This is a genomic window from Shewanella sp. 1180_01 (genome assembly GCF_052850535.1).
In genome coordinates this window covers 19,836-27,559 of sequence record NZ_VXCT01000067.1, presented here as the reverse complement: position 1 = coordinate 27,559, position 7,724 = coordinate 19,836, and the positions used below count along the sequence as shown (strand labels likewise).

General features: G+C 46.6%; 5 protein-coding genes and 1 pseudogene. 4 read left to right on the top strand and 2 right to left on the bottom strand.

Translation table 11 applies throughout. From position 1 onward, the window contains the following. Window positions 1-77 (top strand): annotated as a pseudogene (locus tag FW758_RS21940) (thioesterase); the annotation flags it as partial. Between the two features lie 25 nt (window positions 78-102). On the opposite strand, the gene FW758_RS21935 reads toward FW758_RS21940, so the two are convergent. Further along, window positions 103-750 (bottom strand): glutathione S-transferase family protein, encoded by a 648-nt coding sequence (locus FW758_RS21935; RefSeq protein ID WP_446446514.1) that lies wholly within the window; start codon window positions 748-750, stop codon window positions 103-105. Between the two features lie 207 nt (window positions 751-957). Between FW758_RS21935 and FW758_RS21930 the strand changes: the two genes are divergently transcribed. Further along, entirely contained in the window at window positions 958-1,647 is a 690-nt protein-coding gene (locus FW758_RS21930) for a DNA-3-methyladenine glycosylase I (RefSeq protein ID WP_006084667.1), read from the top strand. A 133-nt stretch (window positions 1,648-1,780) separates the two neighbouring features. Here the strand turns inward: FW758_RS21930 and FW758_RS21925 are convergent, their stop codons facing one another. Beyond that, the gene (locus tag FW758_RS21925) at window positions 1,781-2,527 is read right to left on the bottom strand and encodes a TorF family putative porin (protein WP_446446513.1); all 747 of its coding nucleotides are present in this window, start codon (window positions 2,525-2,527) and stop codon (window positions 1,781-1,783) included. An 898-nt stretch (window positions 2,528-3,425) separates the two neighbouring features. On the opposite strand from FW758_RS21925, the gene FW758_RS21920 reads away from it, so the two are divergent. Beyond that, complete coding sequence (locus tag FW758_RS21920; RefSeq protein WP_006084665.1) at window positions 3,426-4,571, top strand: efflux RND transporter periplasmic adaptor subunit; 1,146 nt, start codon at window positions 3,426-3,428, stop codon at window positions 4,569-4,571. A 9-nt stretch (window positions 4,572-4,580) separates the two neighbouring features. Then, window positions 4,581-7,715, top strand: a complete 3,135-nt coding sequence (locus FW758_RS21915) for an efflux RND transporter permease subunit (protein ID WP_446446512.1) — start codon at window positions 4,581-4,583, stop codon at window positions 7,713-7,715. The last annotated feature ends 9 nt before the right edge of the window (window positions 7,716-7,724 follow it).

Genomic DNA, 7,724 nt, shown 5'->3' with positions numbered 1-7,724 from the left:
ATGCTGCACCCGAGTTGCCGCCCGAAGTCGTGAAGTGGAAAGCATTTTTGCAGTTGAAGAAAGAACGCAATATGTGATCTTGTTGAGGCATGACTTACCCCGCTAAGGTATGCCTCTTATTCCCGCCGTTTCCTCCATTTCAGCCAGCAACACCTCTTCTTGTACTAACATCCAAGCGCCGCGCAATTGTGCCTGTTGCCAATAGCGCACGATTTCATCCAAATCCAATAGATTTAAGTGTTGAAAGCTATAACTTAAACAAGGGATTAGGGCGCAGTCGGCTAAGGTAAAACTGTCGCCGCAAACCCAATGGTGTTGCGTGAGTTGCGTGTCTAAGTGTTGAAATTGTACCAGTAGTTGTTTTTCTAATTGTTTGATTTCGAACTCGTTACTGTCCTCGGTATGCTTCAACTTTTCTAATTGAAATAATGGGTTATTAATATCATTGTCTATGATGCGATCGAACAAACGCACCTGTAAGTTGCGTTGCGGTTCTTGGGGCAGCAGCTGGGTACTGTTATTAAAATGCCTATCTAAGTATTCAATAATAATGCTGGATTCGGGAACAAGCAGCTCATCGTGGGTTTTTAGCAGGGGAACTCTCGCCTGCGGATAGGTTTGGTGAAATTCCTTGCGTGAAAAAGGGTCGCGCAGATCTATGATTCTGGGGTAGAAATTGGCCTGCTTTTCATAAAGTGCGATCAGCACCTTTTGTGAATAGCGAGATAAGGGGTGATAAAAAAGCTCCATAGGCACTAACTCCAAACCCTGAATTTTACTGACTTTACGCCTTAACTTTAGTCGTAATTAAGGTGCTTGCTGTAAGAGTTTTTCTAAAAAATGCAGGGATAAACACAATTTTTAGCGGCAAAGCCAAATGATCCATCAAGGATAAAAATCGGTATTATTAACGACATATTAAAAGTGTCGGGATTTAATCATTTTAAAGGTAATAATATGAGCCAGTTAGAGCGTTTTTCATCTATTTATGCCAGAGCCAGTGAGCGCAAAGGCGGGGCTGCGGGACTCGAAGCCTTGTTGTCTGGTTGCCTGTCCGATGATGAAATTCGCCAGTATCGTGATGCTGAATTATTGTCAGCGATGAGCCGTCAGGTGTTTCAAAGTGGTTTTGTGTGGCGGGTGGTTGTTAATAAATGGCCAGAATATGAGAAGTCATTCTTTGGATTTGAACCGCATAAAGTGTTGATGTTATCCCCTGAGCAAATTCAAGCGCGGGCGAGTGATGCTACACTGATCCGCCATCTGAAAAAGACTCAAGCCATTTATGATAATGCTTTAATGATCCACGATGTTGCTCGCGAACATGGCAGCTTGGCGCAGCTGATCGCCGCTTGGCCGACGCAGGATATTATCGGTTTATGGGCACTGTTAAAGAAACGCGGTACCCGACTGGGCGGCAACACAGGTCCTTATTTTCTGCGCGGCATTGGCAAAGATACCTTCTTGTTAACCGATGATGTGCAAGGTTATTTTAAAGCACACAAGTTAGTCGATGCGGGTTTTACGTCGCAGACAGCGCTTAAACAAGTGCAAGCTGTATTTAATCAGTGGCAACAGGAATCAGGGCGTTGTTTGGCCGACATCAGCCGTATTTTGGCTTGTAGCGTGGGGGATAATCGAATTTAGAATATTTAGATTTAGCATATGTAAGTGCAAAATAAAAAAGACCAGCCGCGGTGGCTGGTCAAGGCTCTATTCATCAAGCCACTGGAGTGCCGCAGGGAAGCAGCGGATGAGCGGGTAACGCGACGAACTACACTTAGAAACTTTTGCTGATGCCCACGACAAATCTGTCGTCGAAGATTTCAGTCTGAGTGCCATAGACTTTATGGTCGGTATCCACTGTGCTGCCGTGGTAACGGACATCAAAATTCAACCCGTAGAATACTTTGCTTAGACCTAAGTTCCAGTGTCCCCAACCTTCGGCACCTTCACCGCTCAAGTCTTGATAACCGACAGAGCCTGAGATTTTTACGCCATTATTGAAGTTGTAGCTTGGGTGCAAGGCGTAGTTCACGCCGTGCCAGCCATCGACACCAAACCAGTCATCGACTGTGGGTGTGACTTCTAATTGTAAATTGGCGCGGCCAAACTGTTTACCCACTTTGAGCCAGAGTTCTGTGTAGTTTGAATAGGATGCACCTGGGTAGAGGTATGAAAACAGCATCACATCATAGGTAAATCCTGAGTCGCCAAATTCACCGGCTTTGCCGATAAAAGGCGCGGTAACGATCTCTAAATTAGGATCGGCAAACTTGATGTTGGAGCTAAATACCCCAGCATACCAACCTTCATCGTGATTCCAGCTTAAGGTGCCTTGCACTACGGGGATATCGCCGTCTAAGGTTTCAGATTCACCGCGGAACACATAATCGGAGGCAAAGTTAACATTGGCATTAATCGTACCGCCAAAGAGCTGGTTGTCATCGGCCGCTTGAGCAGTCATAGCAAGGGAAAGTAACGCCCCACTGAGCAGAAATTTAGTGCGAGTCTTCATAATCATCATCTCAAAATTATTTCAAATTATTGGGAGTTGTTAGCGCACCATTATCGTAAGAATAACTTGTGAATAGCCGTGATGCTTGGAATGAACCAATCACGAAAATATGTGAATGAATATGAACAAATGCGTTTTTAAGCGAAGAATTTTTAGCTTTGTAAGCAATATTCGTCATTAAAGAAGTGTTAATTGTGGGAGTCTGAGTTTCATTTAATGGGGTATTAAACTGGATTTCGGGTTTGCTCCGCCTATGGCTAACCACTAAAATAACCCGCTCAGTATGATTTGAGACGGTTAATTTTATTGTTGTGGGTTTGACTCAAACCATTGGCGCCGTATTTCGGCCATATGTTTGAGGTAACAAACTGCACATTAATCCGCTAAATGATGTTTTTTACGCGCAGGCAGTCTGAAGCCAATTCCTTGTTTACTCTCTTTCGGTATTGTCAGTCTTGATAGGTCGTTTTTAGCGACTTGATGCTGAGAGTGGCCTGAGTAAAAACAACAGCGCTGCGTTTTTGTCTCTATGTACAAATTATTGCAACAAGTGGCGGTTAAGCTAACGCTATTGAGCTGTGGGCCTTGGCCTGCGGCAAGTTTAGAATATGAACAGATTTGCAACATATTCAATATGGAGTAGGCTTATTGGGTGTTTTACGGCATATCCCTCTAACAATGTTACTCAAAGTTAACAGGCTTTTTAAATCGAATAACAATTCGATGAATATAGTAATGCCGAATGAGTGAAAATTTTCATTAGTTTACAATTTAGTTTCGTTATCTTCCTTGTTGATTCATATAGGCTATGAGATAAATAACGGATTTGATTTTAGTTACAATTACGGCTCGTGTCAGCGCAATAAGTGTACTGGTATGTGGGCAGTTAATATTTGAAGGAGTTCTCATGCGGCAGACAATTAAACTTGCCTCAGTTATAAGCGTGGCGTTATGGATGGCAGCTTGCAGCCCTCAAGAAGAGAAAGCTCAGGCGGGCGCTGGCCCACGTAGTATGGAAGTGGGAATCCTTAATGTTGTTGCCCAGCCACAAGTGATTCAGGTGGAATTACCCGGACGCAGTAAAGCTTTCCTCGAGGCCGAAGTTCGTCCACAGGTGAGCGGTATTATCACTAAGCGTAGTTTTGTTGAAGGTGGCAATGTGAAACAGGGTGAATCCTTGTATCAAATTGACTCTGCAACTTATAAAGCCGCGTTAGTGAGTGCCAATGCCGATTTAGCCAGAGCCAATGCGGGTTTAGCCTCAGCAAAAGCTAAGGCTGCACGTTATCAGCAACTGGTGAAAACCAATGCCATCAGTAAGCAAGAATTTGATGAAGCTGAAGCGGCATATAAAGAAGCATTAGCGAATGTCACCGTGGCAGAAGCTGCGATTAACACCGCTAAAATCAACCTGCAATACACTGAAGTATTAGCGCCTATCTCTGGTCGTATCGGTAAATCGAGTGTGACTGCGGGTGCGTTAGTGACAGCGAACCAAAGCCAAACGCTGGCGACGATTCAACAACTTGATCCAATCAATGTGGATATCGCGCAATCGAGTGCGCAGTTGTTACGTCTTAAGGCTAAGTTGCAGCAAGGTAAGCTACAAGCTTCAGAAAATGCTGATGTGCAGTTGTTGCTCGAAGATGGCACTCAATACAGCCATCCAGGTAAGTTGCAGTTCGCTGAAGTGAGTGTGGACCCAAACACTGGTTCAGTCATTCTGCGCGCCGAGTTCCCGAACCCTGAAGGTATCTTGTTACCTGGTATGTATGTTCGCGCTATGTTGAATGCGGGTACTGATCCACAGGCTATCTTGGTTCCGCAAAAAGCGATTACGCGTAACTCTAAGGGTCAAGCAGTGGCTATGGTTGTAAATGACCAAGGCGTCGTTGAATCGAAAACTGTAACGACCGCTGAAGTGATTAACAACCAATGGCGAGTCACTTCTGGTTTAGCTGTGGGCGATAAATTAATTGTGGAAGGATTACAGAAAATTCGTCCAGGCGCTCCAGTAACCACCAAAGTTATTTCTGAAACGCAAGCACAATAGGGCATAGCTATGGCACGTTTTTTTATTGATCGCCCCATCTTTGCGTGGGTGATCGCCTTGATTATTATGCTGGCGGGGATCCTCTCGATCCGCTCGCTGCCAGTGTCTCAATATCCTAACATTGCACCACCGACCGTGGTGATCAGTGCTAACTATCCTGGTGCTTCCGCTAAGATCGTTGAAGATTCTGTAACTCAGGTGATTGAGCAACGTATGACGGGTATCGATAACCTCCGTTATATCTCCTCAACCAGTGACAGTTTTGGTAATGCGTCTATTACCTTAACCTTCAACGCCGAAGCCGATCCGGATATTGCACAGGTTCAAGTTCAGAACAAGTTACAGGGCGCTATGACCCTGTTACCGCAAGAAGTGCAGTCGCAAGGGGTTAACGTTAACAAGTCGAGTTCAGGCTTCTTAATGGTATTAGGCTTCGTATCGACCGACGGTTCGTTAGATAAAGGCGATATCGCCGACTACGTGGGTGCGAACATTCAAGATCCTATGAGCCGTGTTCCGGGTGTAGGTGAAATTCAGCTGTTCGGTGCTCAATATGCTATGCGTATATGGCTAGATCCGTTGAAGCTGACTCAATATAACTTAACCAGCTTAGATGTTATTGCGGCTATTCGTTCTCAAAACGCTCAAGTCTCCGCTGGACAGTTAGGTGGCGCGCCATCTGTGGCTGGCCAAGAGCTGAACGCGACTGTATCGGCTCAAAGCCGCTTACAAACGGCGGAAGAGTTTCGCAAGATTATCCTTAAATCGGATATTTCAGGTGCAAATGTCTTCCTCGGTGATGTGGCGCGAGTTGAGTTAGGTTCTGAAAGTTATGCCGTGGTGTCACTGTATAATGGTCAACCTGCAACAGGGTTAGCGATCAAGCTGGCAACGGGTGCTAACGCTCTGGATACCGCATCAGCGGTTCGTGAAAAAATTGCTGAGATGAAGCCTTTCTTCCCGCAGGGGTTAGAAGTCGTTTATCCATACGATACAACACCTTTCGTAGAGCAATCTATCGAAGGTGTGGTGCATACCTTGCTAGAAGCTATCGTACTTGTGTTCGTCATCATGTACCTCTTCCTGCAAAACTTCCGTGCAACCTTGATCCCGACCATTGCGGTACCTGTGGTATTGCTGGGTACCTTTGCGATTCTATCGATGGCAGGGTTCTCGATTAACACCCTAACCATGTTCGCTATGGTGCTCGCCATCGGTTTGCTGGTGGACGATGCGATTGTGGTGGTGGAAAACGTCGAGCGGGTGATGTCCGAAGAGGGCTTAAGTCCACTCGAAGCGACGCGTAAGTCGATGGACCAAATTACCGGTGCCTTAGTCGGTATTGGTCTGACCCTATCCGCTGTGTTTGTACCTATGGCATTTATGTCTGGTTCAACGGGTGTGATCTACCGTCAGTTCTCGATCACTATCGTCTCTGCGATGGCGCTGTCTGTACTGGTGGCGTTGATTTTAACGCCAGCACTGTGTGCGACTATGCTCAAGCCAGTCAAGAAGGGCCATGGTCACATAGAGACAGGCTTCTTCGGTTGGTTTAACCGTACTTTCGACAAGCTGACTAATCGTTATGAGTCGAGCGTAGCTGGGATCATCAAGCGCAGCTTCAGAGTAATGACGATTTACGTTGTGCTGGTTATTGCAGTGGGTTGGATCTTCATCCGTATGCCTACCGCCTTCTTGCCAGACGAAGACCAAGGTATTTTGTTTACCCAAGCGATTTTGCCGACTAACTCAACCCAAGAAAGCACTCTAAAAGTATTGGAGAAAGTTTCTGATCACTTTATGGCTGAAGAAGGCGTGAGATCGGTATTTAGCGTGGCAGGCTTCAGTTTTGCTGGTCAAGGGCAAAACATGGGTATCGCCTTCGTTGGCTTGAAGGATTGGTCTGAGCGTGAAGCGCCAGGCATGGACGTTAAGTCTATTGCGGGTCGTGCCATGGGTGTGTTCGGCCAGATGAAAGATGCCTTAGTCTTCGCCTTCGTGCCGCCTGCGGTTATCGAGTTGGGTACGGCGAACGGTTTCGACATGTACTTGCAGGATAAGAACGGCCAAGGTCACGAAAAGTTAGTGGCGGCACGTAACCAACTGCTGGGTATGGCGGCACAGAATCCAAATCTGGTGGGCGTGCGTCCTAACGGTCAAGAAGATGCGCCGATTTATCAATTACATGTAGATCACGCTAAGTTAAGCGCGTTAGGCATTGAAATCACTAATGTGAACAGTGTGCTTGCCACGGCTTGGGGGGGGTCTTATGTGAACGACTTTATTGACCGCGGCCGCGTGAAGAAAGTGTATGTGCAAGGTGATGCCCAGTATCGTATGCAACCAGGAGATTTAGACACTTGGTATGTGCGTAACAACAAGGGCGACATGGTTCCATTCTCAGCCTTTGCGACGGGTACATGGGAATTCGGTTCTCCACGTCTAGAGCGCTTTAACGGCTTACCGTCGATGAACATTCAGGGTGCTACGGCTCCTGGGTTTAGTACCGGTGCGGCGATGGAAATCATGGAAGACCTTGCTAAGCAGCTTCCTCCTGGTTTTGGTGTTGAGTGGAACGGTTTATCGTACGAAGAGCGTCTATCGGGTAACCAAGCGCCTGCGCTGTATGCCTTGTCGATCTTAGTGGTGTTCCTCGTACTGGCTGCACTCTATGAGAGCTGGTCGGTGCCGTTTGCCGTTGTGCTTGTTGTGCCACTCGGGATCATCGGTGTCTTGATTGCAATGAACGGTCGCGGCTTGCCAAACGACGTATTCTTCCAAGTAGGACTGTTAACCACAGTGGGTTTGGCAACTAAGAATGCCATCTTGATTGTGGAATTCGCGAAAGAGTTCTACGAGAAAGGTTCTGGCTTAGTCGAGGCGACCCTGCATGCGGTACGTGTACGTTTGCGTCCTATTCTGATGACGTCTCTTGCCTTTGGTTTAGGTGTTGTGCCGTTAGCCATTAGCTCGGGTGTGGGTTCTGGTAGCCAAAACGCCATCGGTACTGCGGTACTTGGCGGTATGATGAGCTCGACTTTCCTAGGTATCTTCTTCGTACCATTATTCTTCGTGATAGTGGAGCGTATCTTCAGTAAGCGTGAAAAGAAAGGTAAGGAAGAGAAGCCAAGCCCAGCTGAATAAGCTCAGTCG